At 71.8% G+C, this 16,054-nt stretch carries 15 protein-coding genes; 7 read left to right on the plus strand and 8 right to left on the minus strand.

The annotated features are described in order from the left end of the window. Positions 1-100: 100 nt before the first annotated feature. From FHU28_RS13845 to FHU28_RS13855, 3 genes are read left to right on the plus strand one after another with little or no spacing between them, the layout of a single operon-like run. Positions 101-1,447, plus strand: a complete 1,347-nt coding sequence (locus FHU28_RS13845; RefSeq protein WP_184684251.1) for an O-antigen ligase family protein — start codon at positions 101-103, stop codon at positions 1,445-1,447. A 2-nt stretch (positions 1,448-1,449) separates the two neighbouring features. Then, positions 1,450-2,946: a lipopolysaccharide biosynthesis protein gene (locus tag FHU28_RS13850; RefSeq protein WP_184684253.1), complete on the plus strand. Its 1,497-nt coding sequence runs from the start codon at positions 1,450-1,452 to the stop codon at positions 2,944-2,946. Positions 2,947-2,993: 47 nt separating this feature from the next. Beyond that, positions 2,994-4,046 carry a hypothetical protein gene (locus tag FHU28_RS13855; RefSeq protein WP_184684254.1) on the plus strand — a complete coding sequence of 351 codons (1,053 nt, stop codon included), beginning with the start codon at positions 2,994-2,996 and terminating at the stop codon, positions 4,044-4,046. A gap of 33 nt (positions 4,047-4,079) precedes the next feature. Here the strand turns inward: FHU28_RS13855 and FHU28_RS13860 are convergent, their stop codons facing one another. The 4 genes from FHU28_RS13860 to FHU28_RS13875 form a co-directional block, all read right to left on the minus strand. Then, positions 4,080-5,150, minus strand: coding sequence for a hypothetical protein (locus FHU28_RS13860; protein WP_184684256.1), 1,071 nt, complete (start codon positions 5,148-5,150; stop codon positions 4,080-4,082). Continuing rightward, entirely contained in the window at positions 5,147-5,776 is a 630-nt protein-coding gene (locus FHU28_RS13865) for a sugar transferase (RefSeq protein WP_311773583.1), read from the minus strand. Before FHU28_RS13865 ends, FHU28_RS13860 begins: the two co-directional genes overlap by 4 nt. 156 nt (positions 5,777-5,932) lie before the next feature. Then, a complete protein-coding gene (locus tag FHU28_RS13870) occupies positions 5,933-7,039 on the minus strand; it encodes a lipid II:glycine glycyltransferase FemX (protein ID WP_184684263.1) in 1,107 nt (368 codons plus the stop codon). 22 nt (positions 7,040-7,061) lie between these two features. Next, positions 7,062-8,231 (minus strand): DegT/DnrJ/EryC1/StrS family aminotransferase, encoded by a 1,170-nt coding sequence (locus FHU28_RS13875; protein ID WP_184684272.1) that lies wholly within the window; start codon positions 8,229-8,231, stop codon positions 7,062-7,064. A 149-nt stretch (positions 8,232-8,380) separates the two neighbouring features. On the opposite strand from FHU28_RS13875, the gene FHU28_RS32610 reads away from it, so the two are divergent. Genes FHU28_RS32610 through FHU28_RS32620 form a run of 3 tightly spaced genes read left to right on the plus strand, consistent with a single transcriptional unit; the run spans position 8,381 to position 9,284 of the window. Continuing rightward, the gene (locus tag FHU28_RS32610) at positions 8,381-8,647 is read left to right on the plus strand and encodes a hypothetical protein (RefSeq protein ID WP_260412956.1); all 267 of its coding nucleotides are present in this window, start codon (positions 8,381-8,383) and stop codon (positions 8,645-8,647) included. A gap of 14 nt (positions 8,648-8,661) precedes the next feature. Then, complete coding sequence (locus tag FHU28_RS32615) at positions 8,662-8,802, plus strand: hypothetical protein (RefSeq protein WP_260412957.1); 141 nt, start codon at positions 8,662-8,664, stop codon at positions 8,800-8,802. Beyond that, a complete protein-coding gene (locus tag FHU28_RS32620) occupies positions 8,790-9,284 on the plus strand; it encodes a DUF389 domain-containing protein (RefSeq protein WP_311773584.1) in 495 nt (164 codons plus the stop codon). Before FHU28_RS32615 ends, FHU28_RS32620 begins: the two co-directional genes overlap by 13 nt. On the opposite strand, the gene FHU28_RS13885 is transcribed toward FHU28_RS32620, so the two are convergent. Both FHU28_RS13885 and FHU28_RS13890 read right to left on the minus strand, forming a co-directional pair. Continuing rightward, positions 9,247-9,681, minus strand: a complete 435-nt coding sequence (locus FHU28_RS13885; RefSeq protein WP_184684275.1) for a hypothetical protein — start codon at positions 9,679-9,681, stop codon at positions 9,247-9,249. The genes FHU28_RS32620 and FHU28_RS13885 overlap by 38 nt on opposite strands. 249 nt (positions 9,682-9,930) lie before the next feature. Beyond that, positions 9,931-12,405, minus strand: a complete 2,475-nt coding sequence (locus FHU28_RS13890) for a Tex family protein (protein ID WP_184689510.1) — start codon at positions 12,403-12,405, stop codon at positions 9,931-9,933. A 101-nt stretch (positions 12,406-12,506) separates the two neighbouring features. On the opposite strand from FHU28_RS13890, the gene FHU28_RS13895 reads away from it, so the two are divergent. Further along, positions 12,507-14,018 (plus strand): deoxyguanosinetriphosphate triphosphohydrolase family protein, encoded by a 1,512-nt coding sequence (locus tag FHU28_RS13895; RefSeq protein WP_184684277.1) that lies wholly within the window; start codon positions 12,507-12,509, stop codon positions 14,016-14,018. A 43-nt stretch (positions 14,019-14,061) separates the two neighbouring features. Here the strand turns inward: FHU28_RS13895 and FHU28_RS13900 are convergent, their stop codons facing one another. Together FHU28_RS13900 and FHU28_RS13905 are read right to left on the minus strand one after the other, a co-directional pair. After that, on the minus strand, positions 14,062-14,709 hold the full coding sequence (locus tag FHU28_RS13900) for a GNAT family N-acetyltransferase (RefSeq protein WP_184684279.1): 648 nt from the start codon (positions 14,707-14,709) through the stop codon (positions 14,062-14,064). A gap of 133 nt (positions 14,710-14,842) precedes the next feature. Continuing rightward, positions 14,843-15,988, minus strand: a complete 1,146-nt coding sequence (locus FHU28_RS13905; protein WP_184684281.1) for an MBL fold metallo-hydrolase — start codon at positions 15,986-15,988, stop codon at positions 14,843-14,845. Positions 15,989-16,054: the final 66 nt, after the last annotated feature.

Genomic DNA, 16,054 nt, shown 5'->3' on the forward strand with positions numbered 1-16,054 from the left:
CTCCGTGGCACCACGGTTTTCCTGGCGGGACGCCCCGACCTCAGGTCGTCTGCCCGGCCTCGAGCAACCACCCGGATCGGGGCCGGGGAGCAGGTCGCTGTTGCCACCGCTGCTCCTGCTTTTCCCGGTGCTGGCCGCACTCGGCCGGTACGCCACCGTCGACCTCTCCCCCCGGATGTTCCCGAACGTCTACGTGGCCGTATGCGCGGTGACGGTGTTGCCCGCGTCGCTCTCCCTCTTCCGCGGCAGTCGTTGGCGCGGGGCCCTTCCCACCGCGTTCGTGGCGCTGGTGGTGGCCTGGGTGGTCTGGGCCCCGGCAACGCTCGTGTGGGCTCCAGACGTCGCGTTCGGCATCGACCGCATCTCGCTCGTCTCGGGGGCGCTGATCAGTGGCGTCTGCGTCCTGGGCCTAGTCAGCCGCATGCCGAGCGGCCTGCGCCTGCTCCGGCTGGGCTGGACCGGTGCTTTCGTCGTGACTGCCGGCATCGCACTCTGGGAGTTGAGTACCGGCCGACACCTCGATGCCGCCCCGGGGGCCATCCGTTCCGCCTACGTGGTGACGAGCACCTTCTACAACCCGAACAGCTACTCCGGCTTCCTTCTCTCCTGCCTGCCGTTCCTGACCTGGAACGGCATCGCCGCACGTTCGTGGGCAGGACGCTACCTCCATTTGGTCTTGGTCGCCCTGTGCCTCATGCTGATCGTGGCGACGCAGAGCCGGACGGGTGTCATCGGTGCGATGGCCGCCCTGCCGGTGATCGGAGTGTGGGTGGTTCGTGCGGCCTGGCTCAGGAGACGCCCCATCCTGTTGCCCACCCTCTTCTTGGGCCTGCCGATCGCCGTCGCGCTCGCGTTCCTCTCCACGACGACGCCGGCGCAGCAGATCCTGACTCAGTTGCAGGCGCAGTTCGTCTCGGACGGCATCAGCGAATCCGACCAGGCGCGACTCAACCTCACGATGCTCGGGTGGCGCATGTTTCTGGATTCGGGCCTGCTCGGCCAGGGTGCCGGTTCTTTCGGCATCGTTTCCAACTATTGGACCGGCATCGAGACGTTCGGTTTGACGAACGCGCACAACGGCGTGATCGAGGTGGCCGCCGAGTACGGCCTACCGGTGCTCGTGCCGCTCCTGGCGGTCGTCTGCGTGCTCGCTTTCTGGGCGGTCTTCGGTCCTTTCCCGGCCAGTTCCCGCGCCGAGGCACTGGACTTGCGAATGGCGACCGGGTTGGGGCTCGCCGCGGTGGTGGCCAGCAATCTGGTGGCTAGTTCCGTCCTGATGACGCCGTCGTGGTGGCTATTGCTCGGGCAGATGACCGCCCAGGCGTGGCTCCTGCCCCAGATATGGAGCGAGGCAGCCGGTCGCACCGGCGTACGGGATCCGGGTGCGCACAGAACTGGCCAGGCCAGCCGTCACCTGTGGGCCGGGTCCTCCGCCGGAGGTACCTAGGAGTGCTCCGGCTTCCGCTCGGCCGGCGTCGCGCGATCCCCTTCGTCCGCCACATCTCCGTACTCGCGATAGGCACCGTGCTGTCGCAGGTCACGCTTGTCCTCGCCTCGGTTCTGCTGGCGAGGCTCTACATGCCACGGGAGTTCGGCGAGTTCTCAATCGCGCTCTCGCTGGCGATGATCCTGGCCGTTCTCGCGACCGGGCGGCTGGAGATGGCAGTGCCACTGGCGGAGGACGATCAGGAGGCGAGCACGGTGGCCGTCACCGCCATGCTCTTCGCGATCCTGTTGTCCCTGGCGCTGCTGGCGCTGCTGGTGGGTTACCGACTGGTGGCCGGGCGGTCGTGGCCGGCGTTCGGCGCCGGCGCCTCGGCCTGGCTGGTGCCGCCGGCAGTAGCGGGACTCGGGGCGCTGGCCGCCGCCCGTAATCTGCAGAGCCGTCGTGAGCTCTTCTCCCGGGTCAGCTTCTCCCGGGTCACCGCATCCCTCGTGCAGAGCGTGGGACAGCTCGCGGCCAGTCCGGCGGGCGGGCTTGGGCTCTCCGCCGGATTCGTCGCCGGCACCGTCTGGAACGCCGTGTCCCTGTCTCGAGGATTGCGGGCCAGGCCGCTGTCGACCTGGCGGGCGGCCGCGGCGAAGTGGCGGAGGTTCTCGCTGCTGCTGATGGTGCCCAGTGTCCTCAACGTGGCGACCGTCGGAGCGGTGGCGCCGGCCGTCGCCCTCCTCTACGGAGTGGCGAGCTCGGGGCTGTTCACCTTTTCCACCCGGGTCCTGGCGCTGCCGGCTGTGGTCATCGGGCAGGCGGTGAGTGGCGCGTTCTTCCCGAAGGTGGCCGAACTTGAGCGAAAGGGCCAGCCGCTCGCCCCGGCCATGCACCTCGCCGTCACGGGCCTGACGATGGCGTCCGTACCCATCTTCGGTCTCGTGCTGCTGCTCGGCCCGGAACTGTTCGGCGTCGTATTCGGCGACCGGTGGCGGGGCGCCGGCGAGATGTCCGCGGTGCTCGCCCCGTGGTTGGCCGTCGCGTTCGTCTCCTCTCCGTTGAGCACGTTGATGACGGTGAAGAACGAGCTACGCCGGCTCCTGGTGCTGTCGCTCGTGGAGGCATCTCTGCGACTCGGATCGCTCTCGGCCGGGCTGATCGACGGCCGGGCGATGACCGGCATCGTGGCCTACTCGGTGTCCGGTTGCCTGATCTGCCTGTACTACGTCAGGTGGTCCCTGCGGCTGGCCGGTTCGAGTCTGCGCAGTTGGCTGCGCATCGTCCGCGGATACCTCCTCGTTGCGGCGGTCGCGTACCCGTCGTTGCTGGCGACCAAGGGGCAGCTGCCCCTGCCCTGGTTCGGCTCCTTGGCCGCGGCGCTGACGCTGCTGCTGCTCGGCTGGGCGGCGGCGTGGCTGTACCGGCATGCGCTGGTCGGGCATCCCCCGGAACCCGACCACGACGGACTGGGAAGCGAACCCGTGGACCAGAGGACGGCGGCGGGATCTGTGCGGTGAAACCGTCGGCGGTGATCGAAGAGCCCTGACAGACAACGGAGTCGACGATGAGTCAGCAGATGAGGGCCGACCGACGGTTGGCGATCGGTCCGGCCAACTTCGCCGAGCAGGCGTACCAGTGGGCGCGGGCGGTACAACGGCACCTGGACGTGCCTGCGGTCTCGTTCGGACTCAAACCGATCCCCACCAGGGGGAAGGGTTTCCAGTTCTCCGCCGATCACCGCATACCGCATCCGCGCCTGATGACGCCGTGGGGCCGGGCGCTGCGCATGGCGCGGATCCTGGACGGGGCCACGCATCTGGCGCTCGACGGCTTCATCGCGCTGCACCACCTCGGCCTCAGATCGGACTTCGATCAGGCACGGCGACGGGGTATGAAGATGGCGCTGATCGCACATGGCAGCGACATCCGTGACCCCGACGCCCACATGGCCCGGTACGACTTCTCCTACTACGCCAGCGCCCCGGTGGAGTGGGTGGCTAAGCGGCGGCGACGCTCCCGGCGGAACCGGTCGGCCGCCACCGGTCTCGGTGCCCCGGTCTTCGTCAGCACCCCCGACCTCCTACTCGACATGCCGGACGCCACCTGGCTCCCGGTGACCATCGACACCACGCGGTGGCTGCCGGCCAGGCCCGCGCTCACTGGAGGCGTGCCGACAGTGCTGCACCGGCCGAGCCACAGCAACCCGCCGATCAAGGGTACGGAGATCATCGATCCGGTGCTGCGCGACCTCGCGGCGCGCGGACGCATCCGGTATCTGGCGCCGGAATGCGTACCCCATGCCGCGATGCCCGGCCTCGTTGCGCAGTCCGACATTGTGGTGGACCAGGTCCTGGCGGGCTCCTACGGTGTCGCCGCGGCCGAAGGGCTGGCTGCCGCGCGCCTTGTCGTCGGTTTCGTCGGTCCCGAGACCCGGGCGTTGATGCCGGAGGAGCCACCCATCGTCGATGCGCCGCCCGGCTGCTTCGCCAAGGTGATGGAAACGATCCTGGACGACCGGGAGACGTTTTCCGCCATGGCGGACGCAGGTCCGGACTTCGTGCATCGGTGGCATGACGGCACCGCTGCGGCCTCGGCCCTGCGCCGGTTTCTCGGCTGAGCGGGTGGACCGCAGGACCGGGCCGCTGGTTCGTCAGGAGCGTGCTGGGGCCGGTGTGCGTGCGGCGATCGGCCGAGGCGCGGAGGGGGCATGCTCGCCCGGCGGTCTGCAGAGTTCCCGCAGGGCCGCCGCCGCCCGGTCCATGTCTTCGTCGCTCCACCGGACGTCGGTGTGCAGGTAGAGCAGGCGCCGGGAGAGGTCGAGCAGCCGGGGCGGTGTGGTCTCCGGAGGAAGGGTCCACAGCATGGCCGGGTAGATGTCGCGCTGGATCAGCCCGTGCCGCACCCTGTCCCGAGGTTCCGGGCGGGTGAACTCGAGCAGGACGCCGAAGGTGTGGGCATGGACGCTGACGCCGGGTAGGCCGACCAGTCGGGTGGCGAGCCGCGCCCCGTTGCGGGTCCGGCGTCGGCGCAGCTCCGCCATCGGCAGGACCCGTAACGCCTCGCGCGAGTAGTCGGAGATGTCGCTCACCGTACGCGATCGTAAGCCCGTCTCGGCGGTGCCGAACAGCTCCAGGTAGCGGCTCTTGTCGACCGACTCGCCGGCCAGGTATGCGCTCTTGAGGGCCATGGCGGTCAAGGCACGCCCCGCGGTCGCCAAGTGCTCCGGATCGGGCGGCGCCGCGGGCGGCAGGGGACGGCCGGTCGGCGACCAGACGATGCCGCCGTCGGGCAGCGGCAGCGTCTTACGCAGCGACGCGAACACGAAGTCGGCGCCGCCGGCCCATTCCGCGACCGGATCGTGGGTCGCGTCGACGATCACGTGCGCCGGGGTGGTCGGCATCGTCGGGGCCTGTCCGAAGTAGGAGACCGTCAGGAGGACCTCACCTGGCCGGGTCGGCGGCGGCGGTGGCGGTGGCCCGACCGGCGTGGCGTCATAGCGCCGCAACGGCAACAGGTCGACGACGCTCTCCACCACCTCCGGGCAGTAGTAGGCGGGGACGTGCAGAAGCGTCCAGCCGTACTCGCGGCGGCCGTGCTCGATCAGCGCCCGCAGCGCCTGACGGCCGGAGCCGTAGAGCCGGTGCTCGGGCAGTGGCGTCGGCGTACCGCCGGTGGGCAGTATCAGCGGGAAGGACGAGCCGCACTCCCACCGATCGGTCACCGCACCCGCTCCAACACCGGGGGTACCAGGCCGATGTCGTCGACCTCGGCGGGCGTCTGGCCCACGATCTCGCCCCGGCGGAACGGTTCCAGCGCGGTACGAAACAGGATCTTCACGTCGAGCCAGAGGGACCAGTTGTCGAGGTAGGAGACGTCGAGGTCGAGCCGCTGGCCGAACGTTAGGGAGCGGCGCCCGCTGACCTGAGTGAGGCCGGTGATGCCGGGACGGCATTCGTGGCGGCGGGCGTGGTGGGCGCTGTACCGGGGCAGGTACTCCATGACCAGCGGGCGGGGGCCGACGAGGCTCATCCGGCCGGTGAGGACCAGGGTTAGTTCGGGAAGTTCGTCCAGGCTGGTACGGCGGAGGAATCGCCCGAGCCGGGTGGTCCGGATCTCGTCGGTGGTCCACGGCTCCTCGCCGGGCCGCGGATCCCGCATTGTTCGGAACTTGTGCAAGGTGAACGGTTCGCCGTGCAGGCCGGGTCGTACCTGGCGGAACAGCACCGGCCCGCCCGACGTCATCAGGATCGCCAGTGCGATGACGGCGATGACCGGGCTGAACAACGCCAGCAGCACTGCCGCGCCGACGATGTCCAGGGCTCTCTTCGCGCGTGAGGCCGCTACCACGACCGACTCCATTCTCGCCGCCGGGCGGCGTCTACTCTCCGCTTCGCCTCCGGTCAGGTCAGGGACGCGACGGCAACGGGCGGACCGATTTAGCCATTTTAGGGAGGTTTTGAGCGGTTATTGGGCGTATGGCGACTTCAGGTGGAGACGCGATCGTCATCGCGGCGCCGTCGGCGGACCGGCCTCTTCCGGTATCTGCTGGCGGTACTGCGGAAAGAACTCCGGGTCGGGTTGCCAGGCCGGATCGCGCCGGGCCGCCTCTGCGTGATGTGCCTCGGTGAGCCGGTCGTAGCGATTTCGGTCGAGCACCCGGCTGCCGGTCGAGTACGTCACCAGGTTGTCCGGGGCAAAGGCCCGCTTGTAGCGGAAGATGCCGTCGTCCGGCGCGTACCCGCCACCGAGGATGAACCGGTGCCGTCCCTGCTCCCGACCCCAGCGGAAGATCTCGAACTTGAGCAGGTCATTCGGGCGGAGGTCGAACGACTCCTCCTCGGTGCCGCCGAGGAACGAGTACATGTTCCGAGCGGAGAGGAGTACCACCTCGGTCGAGACGACACGACCGGCGTGCCGGGCGTGGAACAGCACTGCCTGGCCCGGCAGCTCGCGCAGCAACGTACCGAAGAAGGAGCGGGGGAAGTGGTAGCCGGCGGCGGCCTGCCGGCGGTGCATGGTGGAGGCGTAGATGCGCAGGAAGTCGTCGAGCCCCGCGCCGGACTCGTCCACCTCGATCGTCACGCCCTCGCGCCGGGCGCGGTTCACGTTCTTGCGGACCTTGTGCTCGAACTCCCGCCACATCTGCTCCGGTGGCGTTCGCAGGTCCCGCACCACGTTGACGAGTCGTGGCTGGACCTGGCCGGGATAGGGCAGCAGCTCGTCCCGGAACAGGTGCAGGCGGCAGAACTCGGTGAGGACCCGCCGGGAACGGCAGAACTCGTCAAAGGCGAGCCAGAACGACTTGGCCCCTACTTCGTCCATGCCCTCGTGGAAGGCCCCGCCGCTGCCGCCGTACGGGCTGGTGATGTCGTACGCCGTAGGGCCGCCGTCGACGAGGTGGGCAGCGTCGATCGGCCGCAGCAGGAACGGATAGAGGACGAAGCCGTCTCCGCTGCGTGCGTACGCGGCCAGCGGCTCGGCCCGATCCCCGGCGAAGAGTCGCACGTACGCCGGGTGGGCGCACACCTCCCGCCCGCTCCACGCCTCGTAGGCGGCCAGCCAGCGCGCTTCGTCCGCCGGCTCGCGGGCGTTCCAGATTTCCAGCTCCATCAGCGCCACTCCAGGTCGGAGGTCAACCGCGGTCGAGGAAGTCGGTGATCGTGGCGGCCACCCGCTCCACCTGGTCCTGTCTCATCCCGGAACCGCTGGGCAGGGTCAGGCCGTCCGCGAAGAGCCGTTCGGCTGCCCCGGAGAGCACGGCGTGTGCACCGGCGAAGACCGGCTGGAGGTGCAGGGGCTTCCATACCGGCCGGGTCTCGACGTGATGGGCCGCCAGATGGCGAGCGAGGTCCGCGGCCCGCCACCCGGTGACCGCCGGGTCGACGACGATGGTGGTGAGCCAGCAATTGGCACCCGCGTCCTGGTCGGCGAGCAGGCTGACTCCCCGGGTGGCGCCGAAGAGCTCGGCGTAGCGGACGCGGTGGGCCCTCCGTCGGGCCAACATGCCGTCGAGCCGGCGCAACTGCGCCCGGCCGAGTGCGGCGAGCAGATTGCTGAGCCGATAGTTGTAACCGGTGTCGACGTGTTCGTAGTGCGGCACCGGCTGGCGGGCCTGGCTGGCCAGGTAACGGCAGCGGGACACGAGGTCGGCGTCGTCGGACACCAGCATCCCGCCACCGGACGTCGTGATGATCTTGTTGCCGTTGAACGACAGCGCCGCCGCGCGACCGAAGGAGGCCGCCGGCCGGCCGGCGTGCACCGCGCCGAGCGCTTCCGCGGCGTCCTCCACGATCGCCACGCCTGCCTTCTCGCAGATGGGCACAATCCGGGTGTAGTTGGCACAGGATCCGAACATGTCCACGGGCAGTACGGCGGACACCCGTCGCCCGGCCCGCCGCAGGTCCGTCAACGCCTGCTCCAGTAGATCCGGGTCGAGGTTGCCGGTCGTCGGCTCGCAGTCGACGAAGACCGGCTCGGCGCCGGTGTAGACGGCCGCGTTGGCGGTCGCGACGAAGGTCAGCGTGGGCACGACCACGACGTCGCCGGGGCGAGTGCCGAGGGCGACCAGCGCCAGGTGGAGCGCCGCGGTGCCCGAGGAGAGAGCAACGGCATGTGCCCGTCCGGTCCGCTCGGCGACCTCACGCTCGAACGCGTCGAGCTCGGGGCCGACCGGAGCGATCCACCCGCTGCGCATCGCGTTGAGTAGGAACGACTCCTCCAGTGGGCCGACGTCCGGGGGCGAGAGCAGCACCGGCTCCGCCACCGCCGGATGCCGCCCCGCGACCTGTTCGCGTACCACCATGCCGGTCACCCCCCGCTCGCCTACGGGAAGGTCAACGAGTCGGTCGCCAGCCGGTGTTGCCCTGATCTGAACAAGAATGTCTTTCCATCCCGCCCGTTCTGTCTGCCTCCACCGCGGCCCGGATGCGGCCGGTAGCGTCCCGGTCGGCGGTGCGGACCCAGCCACCGCCGGGCTGGTGGGAGCTGGGGATGTTGCACCTGCGGATCATCGTGCCGGCCGACCGGTCGGCCGCCGCGACGGAACTGCTCGCCGCCCACCCGGGCGTCACTCACCTCGCCGTGATACCGGGCGCGGCCCGGCAGCCCGCCGGTGATCTAATTCTGTGCGACGTGGTGCGGGAGAGCGCGGACCAGGCGTTCAAGGCATTGCGGGATCTCGTGAGCAGACGGTCCTCACCGGCACGTTCCTCGCCCTGATCGTGGTGGCCACCATGATCGCCGGGATCGGTGTGCTGCTGGATCAGCCCATCCTGATCGTCGGCGCGATGGTGGTCGGCCCGGAGTTCGGCCCGCTCGCCGCGCTCTGTGTGGCGTTGCTGCGGCGTCAGCCGGCCGCTCGGTGCAGGCCCTGACCGTCGGCTTCGTCGTCGCCATGGCGGCCACCGTGCTGAGCACCTGGGCGCTCACCGCAGCCGGCCTGGTCGGCCGGGACATGCTGCTGGCGGAACGGCCGATGACCGACTTCATCTGGCGGCCCGACGCGTTGTCCTGGGTGGTGGGCCTGCTCGCCGGCGTGGCCGGCATGCTGTCGCTGACCTCGAAGAAGTCCGGGTCGCTGGTGGGTGTGCTGATCTCGGTGACCACCGTGCCGGCGGCGGCGAACGTCGCTGTCGCGTCCGCGTACGGCGTGTGGCACGAGGCGGCCGGCTCCGCCCTCCAACTGGTGATCAACCTGGCCGCGATCGTGCTCGCCGGGCTGCTCACGCTCGTGGTCCAGCTCTGCTGGTGGCGGCACGTCGCCCGGCGGGCTGCGCACGCGGTGCCACGGCAGCGGGCAGATCGGCGTCCGGCTCCGGTCAGCGCCAGTCGTCGCCCGCGTCGAGACGACGGCTGAGCAGCGTCGCCAGCGGCACCGACTCGCCGTCACGGCCGCCCCGGCCGACCACCAGCGGCGGCGCGCTGGGCGGCGGGTCCGCCCCGAGCAGCCGCGCCCGCAGGCCCGGCGGCACGGTGAGCAGGTAGAACCGCCCCTCGGTGTCCACCGCGCGGCTGTGCGCCCGATCGACGTACCAGCCGGTGATCCGCGTGCGGTAGCGACCGCGTCCGTCATGGCCGGTCGCGGTCAGCCGGTTGGCGCGCAGCCCGCGGCGCAGCGCCTCGGCGGCGAACCGGGCCACGAGATCCGCGGCCTCCGCCTGCTCGGCCTCGCGTTCCCGGGCGGCGGCCTCCGCGTGCGCCCGCACCGCGTGGCGTTGCCGCTCCCGCCACCGCTCGTCGTCCTCGCCACCCACGCCCGCGAGGGTACGCGGAACCGGCGCCGCCCGGCGTGATCAACTCCAGCTCGCCGAGGTGGTGGTGTCGCGGAGCCTCTGATGCCACCACCTCGGCGAGATTGTGTTGATCAAGGGTGGTGATGCCGCTGCCTCGGCGCGTGACCCCTGCCGGACCGCGTGACCGCGACACGGGCCGGCACGTGGCGGTTCCCCGGCGGGCGCTGCCGGGCTGAGCCGTTCGTGACCTCAGCCCGGCAGCGGGACGTGTCAGGCCAGCCCGGCCCGGCGCAGCGCCTCCGCCATGGCGTCGTTGACCGGGGCGCCGCCACCGCGCCCGGGCCGCTGCTGCTGGCCACCGCGCGACGCGCCGCCCTGTCCGCCGCCGCGTTGCCCGCCGCCGTCCGAGCCGCCGCGTTGGCCGCCTCCGCTCTGCCCGCCGCCCGAGCCGCCGCGCTGGCCGCCGCCCTGGCCGCCCCGCCCCTGGCCGCCCGGCCGAGGGCTGGCGCCGCCCCGGTCCCGTCGGCCGTCGCCGCCCGCCGGGCGTCCGCCGCCGGCCGGCGCCTCGTCCTCCAAGCGCAGCGTCAGCGAGATCCGCTTGCGCGGCACGTCCACGTCGAGCACCCGGACCTTCACCACGTCGCCGGACTTCACCACGTCACGGGGGTCCTTGACGAAGGTGTGCGACATGGCCGAGACGTGCACCAGACCGTCCTGGTGCACGCCCACGTCGACGAACGCGCCGAACGCGGCCACGTTCGTGACCACGCCTTCCAGCACCATGCCCGGCGTCAGGTCGCTGATCTTCTCCACGCCCTCGACGAACGTGGCGGTGCGGAACTCCGGGCGCGGGTCGCGGCCCGGCTTCTCCAGCTCGGCCAGGATGTCGGTGACGGTGGGCAGGCCGAACGTGTCGTCGACGAAGTCGGTGGCGCGCAGGCCGCGCAGAATGGCGGACCTGCCGATCAGCGCGCGCAGGTCCTGCCCGGTGGAGGAGAGGATGCGGCGCACCACCGGGTACGCCTCGGGGTGCACGCTGGAGGAGTCCAGCGGGTCGTCGCCGCCGGGGATGCGCAGGAAGCCCGCGCACTGCTCGAACGCCTTGGGCCCGAGCCGCGGCACCTTCTTCAACTCCGCCCGCGTACGGAACGGCCCGTTGGCGTCGCGGTGCAGCACGATGTTCTCGGCCAGCCCGGCGCCGATGCCGGAGACCCGGGTGAGCAGCGGCGCGGAGGCGGTGTTGACGTCGACGCCGACGCCGTTGACGCAGTCCTCCACCACCGCGTCCAGCGAGCGGGACAGCTTCACCTCGGACAGGTCGTGCTGGTACTGCCCGACGCCGATCGACCGCGGGTCGATCTTCACCAGCTCGGCGAGCGGATCCTGGAGGCGGCGGGCGATCGACACCGCGCCGCGCAGCGAGACGTCCAGGCCGGGCAGCTCCTGCGAGGCGTACGCGGAGGCGGAGTAGACCGACGCGCCGGCCTCGGAGACCACGACCTTGGTCAGCTTCAACTCCGGGTGCTGCTTGATCAGGTCGGCGGCGAGCTTGTCGGTCTCCCGGCTGGCGGTGCCGTTGCCGATCGCGACCAGTTCGACGCCGTGCGCGGCGGCGAGCGTGGCGAGCGTGTGCAGCGAGGCGTCCCACTGCCGGCGCGGCTCGTGCGGGTAGATCGTGTCGGTGGCGACCACCTTGCCGGTGGCGTCGACGACTGCCACCTTCACGCCGGTGCGCAGGCCCGGGTCCAGGCCCATGGTGGGACGCGCGCCGGCCGGCGCGGCCAGCAGCAGGTCGCGCAGGTTGGTGGCGAAGACCCGCACGGCCTCCTCCTCGGCCACCTGCCAGAGCCGCATCCGCAGGTCCGCGCCGAGGTGGATGAGGATCCGGGTACGCCAGGCCCAGCGCACCGTGTCCGCCAGCCACTTGTCGGCGGGCCGTCCCTGGTCGCTGACGCCGAAGCGTCCCGCCACGGCGGCCTCGTAGCGGCTGGGGCCGGTGGTCGCGTCGGCGTCCCCGTCGGCCTCCGGGTCCATGGTCAGCTCCAGCACGCCCTCCTTCTCGCCCCGGAACATGGCGAGGATGCGGTGCGAGGGCAGCTTCGGGTACGGCTCGGCGAAGTCGAAGTAGTCGGCGAACTTCGCCCCGGCGGTCTCCTGGCCCTCGCGTACCCGGGAGACCAGGCGGCCCCGCGACCACATCTGCTCGCGCAGCGTGCCGATCAGGTCGGCGTCCTCGGCGAAGCGCTCGATCAGGATGGCCCGCGCCCCGTCGAGCGCTGCCGCGGCGTCCGCGACGCCCTTGTCCGGGTCGGCGAACCCGGCGGCGACCGCCTTCGGGTCCTGCGTCGGGTCGGACAGCAGCGTGTCCGCGAGCGGCTCCAGCCCGGCCTCGCGGGCGATCTGCGCGCGGGTGCGCCGCTTCGGCTTGTAGGGCAGGTAGATGTCCTCCAGGCGCGACTTCGAGTCGGCGGCGAGGATCTGCGCCTCCAGCGCCTCGTCGAGCTTGCCCTGGCTGCGGATCGACTCCAGCACCGCCGCGCGCCGCTCGTCCAGCTCGCGCAGGTAGCGCAGGCGCTCCTCCAGCGTGCGCAGCTGCGCGTCGTCGAGCAGGCCGGTGGCCTCCTTGCGGTAGCGGGCGATGAACGGCACTGTGGCGCCGCCGTCGAGCAGCTCGACTGCTGCCCGCACCTGACGTTCGGCGACGCCGAGTTCCTCGGCGATCCGCTGGTGCACTGACTGGGTCACGATTGTCATCCGCCTTCTCGGGTGGGTTCCGCCCTGCATTGTGCCGTTCGCCTCTGACCGGCTGTGCCCGGCCCGCCGCCGTCTGCGCTAGCGTGGCGATCATGGAGGCACCTGCGGATCCGCGGGCCCGGCGGCTCTTCGGGGGCAGCGCCCGGGCGCTCGGCGACCTGGCCGCCGGCCCGTTCCGGGCCGACCGGGACCGGATCGTCGGCTCGCCGTTCTTCGCCCGGCTGAACGGTGTCACCCAGGTGATCAGTCCCGGCGGATCGGGGCTGCTGGTGCACAACCGGCTCACCCACAGCCTGAAGGTGGCCCAGGTGGCCCGGGCGATCGCGGAGCGGCTGACGGCCGACCCGGCGTACCGGGACCTGCTGGACAAGCTCGGCGGCTGCGACCCGGAGGTGGTGGAGGCGGCCGCGCTCGCGCACGACCTCGGCCACCCGCCGTTCGGGCATCTGGGGGAGCGGGTGCTGGACCGGCTGGCCCGGCAGCGGCTCGGGCTGGCCGACGGCTTCGAGGGCAACGCCCAGTCGTACCGGATCGTCACCAGCACCGAGATCCGCGGCGCGGCGACGACCGGGCTGGACCTGACCGCCGCGGTCCGGGCCGCGATGCTGAAGTACCCGTGGACGCGGCTGGACCACCCCGACCCGCACCCGCGGCACCTCGACCCGGCGCCCCGGGGCGCGGCGGCGCCGCCGGAGGATCCGGAGAGCGGGTCGGTGAAGTTCGGCGCGTACCGCACCGAGCTGGACGACCTGCGTCAGGCGCGGGAGCCGTTCGCCGGGCGGATCCCGGACTGGCAGCAGACCCCCGAGGCGTCGGTGATGGACACCGCCGACGACATCGCGTACGCGATCCACGACGTCGAGGACTTCTACCGCGTCGGTGTGCTCCAGCAGGGCGCGGTGGCGGCCGAGCTGATGGCATGGCAGCGCGAGTGCGGGCACCTGCGGTCGATCACCGCCCCGGCGCTGGAGGGGGCGGGCCGGCGGCCGGGAGCCGCGATCGAGCGGCTGCGCCGGCAACTGCACCGCAAGGACGCCTGGATCGCCGACGACGAGGCGTTCGCCGCCGCTGTCGAGCACGTCCGCGAGGAACTGGTGGAGGGGCTGCTGGCGTTGCCGTTCGACGGCTCGATCGAGGCGGAGCAGTACGTCGCCCGGTTCTCCGCCCGCTGGACCACTCGCTTCGTGGACGCCATCACGGTGACCCCGGAGCCGCACGTCCGCTCCGGGTACGTGCTGCTGACCAAGGCGCAGTGGCACGAGGTGCAGGTGCTCAAGTTCGTCCACCACCGGTTCGTGCTGGCCCGCCCGGACCTGGCGCTGCACCAGCGCGGCCAGGCCCGGCTGCTGGGCACGCTGGTGGAGGCGCTCTGGGAGTGGCTGCTGGACCCGGACGAGGAGTCCCGGCTGCCGCGCCGGCTGCACGACCTGGTCGAGCTGGCCGAGGCGGAGCTGCACCCGCGTACCCCGGACCGGATCGGCCGGGCCCGAGGCCGGGCGATCATCGACTTCGTCGCGCAGCTCACCGACGGCCAGGCGGTGGCGATGCTGGACGCGCTGTCGGGCCGTTCGGGCGCCTTGTGGACGGACGCCTTCGTGTTGTGACCCCCCGGGTCAGCGGAGCCCGCTGCCCTCGGCCGGTGAGCGATCAGTCGGCCCCGTGTCCCGCGGTGGCGGCGAGGCGGTCGTGACCGTAGCCCGGCTCGGGTTGGGACGGGACGGACGGCCGGGGCCCACACACCCGTTCGACGTACTCCTCCGCCGCGGGAAGGGCGTCGAAGTCCGATCGCAGGGCGGCGACCCGCAGAAGGTCGTGCCAGGTGCCGCGGCGGAACGCGGCCTCGCGCTCCCGCCCCTCGACCCGCCAGCCGCAGTGCCGGACGTAGGCGCCGAGACTCGCCCCGTTGAACGGCAGGATGGTGCTGTGCAGGCGCCGGAGCCCGACCTCGTAGAAACTCCAGGCCATGGTGAGCATGATCGCGTCGGTGCCCGCTCCCCTCGGCGTCAACCCGGGCATGAGCTTGATCCCGGTGAGCGCGCCCTGGTTGTGCCAGTCGATCTCCCACAGGCCGGTGGCTCCCCACGGCTGCCCCGACACCGGGTCGACGACTGTCATCCGCTGGACGCCGGGATTGGCCTGCGAACGCCGTAGCCACTCGGCCTGGGCGTCGCGGGCGACCGGCCAGCCCCAGCCGCCGACGTTGTGCCGCACCTGCTCGTGATTGGCCAGGTTGGCCAGGAAGTCCAGGTCTTCGCTTCGGGTGGGACGGATCGACACCAGGCGGCCGTTCAGCATGCTGCTCCTCGATGAGGCGAACGAGCCGGCGGAGGGGACACCGGACTGACGACGGAGCCGGACGAGGGACGGCTCACCTCAACGGTCTACCAGACATCGAGGGACGACCTGTCGTCAAACGCCCAACAAGTGGTCAGGCGACCGACTGCCACCACCCGTCCACCGCCGGCGGCTCGTCCACCACCACCCGCTCGCCGGGGCGCGGCACTGCGAGCCGCACGTCCCGGGCCTTCGTCTCGGCCCAGAGCCGGTTCACCGGCTCGGACCAGTCGTGCAGGGCCAGGTTGAACGTGCCCCAGTGCACCGGCACCAGCAGCCCGCCGCGGACGTCGAGGTGGGCGGCGACCGCCTCCTCCGGGAACATGTGGATGTGCGGCCACGCCCTGTCGTACGCGCCGATCTGCATCAGCGTCAGGTCGAACGGGCCGTGCTCGGCGCCGATCGCGGCGTACCCGTCGAAGTAGCCGGAGTCGCCGGTGTAGAAGACCTTCCGGTGCGTGCCGGTGATCGTCCAGGAGCTCCAGAGCGTGCCGTCGCGGCGCAGCCCGCGCCCGGAGAAGTGCTGCGCGGCGGTGGCGGTGAGCGTCAGCCCGCCGACCCGGTGGCTCTCCGACCAGTCCAGCTCGACGATGCGGTGCTCGGGCACGCCCCAGCGGGCCAGGTGGGCGCCGACGCCGAGCGGCACCACGAACGGCGCGGACTGGAGATCGGCCAGCGTACGGACGGTGTCCATGTCGAGGTGGTCGTAGTGGTCGTGCGAGATCAGCACCGCGTCCAGCGGAGGCAGGTCGGTCAGGCGGACCGGCGGCTCGTGGATGCGCCGCGGGCCGACCAGCCCGGACGGGGAGCACCTGTCGCTCCACACCGGGTCGAGCAGCACCCGCTGCCCCTCGATCTCGACGAGCGTGGAGGCGTGGCCGTACCAGATCACGTTCAGCTCGCGGGCCGGGTCGGCGGCGGGCGCGGCGCCGGGGCGCAGCAGCGGCACCGGGCTGAACGGGCGCCGCTGCTGCTTGCCGAAGATCAGTTCCCGGAGCAGGTTGCGGCCGGGGTCGGCGACCATGGTGGCGCTGGCGCCGGCCGGGTTGTGGAACGTGCCGTCGCGGAACCGCGGGGACCGGGCCGCCCGTTCCGCCCGGTCGCCGGTGAGCCGGCCGCCGAGCTGCGCCGGTACGTCCCGTGTCGCCCACGCCAGTCCGGCCACGGCGGCCAGCCCGGCGAGTTTCCACATCCGCCCGCCGCGCGTCCGGTCCGGTTCCTGCCCCGTTGCCTGCCGCATGCTCGTCCCTCCGCCGTGTCCCGCCGTACACGGTAACCACCCCTGGCGGGCTCCGCCGGGCCGACG

Origin of the sequence: Micromonospora echinospora (assembly GCF_014203425.1) — a bacterium.
In the GTDB taxonomy this organism is placed as follows: domain Bacteria; phylum Actinomycetota; class Actinomycetes; order Mycobacteriales; family Micromonosporaceae; genus Micromonospora; species Micromonospora echinospora_A.

Coding starts and splice junctions, on each gene's coding strand:
- FHU28_RS13855 (WP_184684254.1), top strand. CDS start 2,994: ATGAGTCAGCAGATGAGGGCCGACCGACGGTTGGCGATCGGTCCGGCC.
- FHU28_RS13870 (WP_184684263.1), bottom strand. CDS start 7,039: ATGGAGCTGGAAATCTGGAACGCCCGCGAGCCGGCGGACGAAGCGCGC.
- FHU28_RS13875 (WP_184684272.1), bottom strand. CDS start 8,231: ATGGTGGTACGCGAACAGGTCGCGGGGCGGCATCCGGCGGTGGCGGAG.
- FHU28_RS32615 (WP_260412957.1), top strand. CDS start 8,662: ATGATCGCCGGGATCGGTGTGCTGCTGGATCAGCCCATCCTGATCGTC.
- FHU28_RS13895 (WP_184684277.1), top strand. CDS start 12,507: ATGGAGGCACCTGCGGATCCGCGGGCCCGGCGGCTCTTCGGGGGCAGC.
- FHU28_RS13900 (WP_184684279.1), bottom strand. CDS start 14,709: ATGCTGAACGGCCGCCTGGTGTCGATCCGTCCCACCCGAAGCGAAGAC.
- FHU28_RS13905 (WP_184684281.1), bottom strand. CDS start 15,988: ATGCGGCAGGCAACGGGGCAGGAACCGGACCGGACGCGCGGCGGGCGG.